Below are 393 nucleotides of genomic sequence, written 5' to 3' on the forward strand. Positions count from 1 at the left end.
GCGGGAGCTACCGCATGCCAGTGGAGGGGCGCAGCGCCTTGGCGCCGCTGGGCAGTAGCGACATCGCCGGCGCGGTCGGCTATATGCGCAATCCGCTGGAGTAGCACACCGCGCTCGCCGTAGCGACGCGGATGGGCCCCGCCCCGATCGCAAGGCTATCCCTCGCTGCCTACCGTCAGGTGGCCAAGGCGTGCGTGCAATGCGGCCGCGGCCGCTGGACCTGGGCAAGCCCGCTGATCGCTGGCGCCTTCGTCTGGTGATCTACGACGCGGCGCACGAGCTGGTGTGGCCAGAGCGGCGTCAGTCGTTCGCCGGCCTGGCCAAGTCCGCGAAGATGCGCAAGGGCAACTACATCAAGGGCCACAAGTTCGCCAGCGCTGTCCTGCAGGAAGC

General features: G+C 69.2%; 1 protein-coding gene. It reads left to right on the top strand.

Annotated features, from left to right (window positions below; all coding sequences use genetic code 11):
- Positions 1-199: 199 nt before the first annotated feature.
- Positions 200-393: hypothetical protein (locus tag GVL52_RS30610; RefSeq protein ID WP_200848070.1), on the top strand; the 194-nt coding region annotated here is incomplete at its 3' end.

It is taken from the genome of Rhizobium sp. 18055 (genome assembly GCF_902706285.1).
Taxonomy (GTDB): domain Bacteria; phylum Pseudomonadota; class Alphaproteobacteria; order Rhizobiales; family Rhizobiaceae; genus Rhizobium.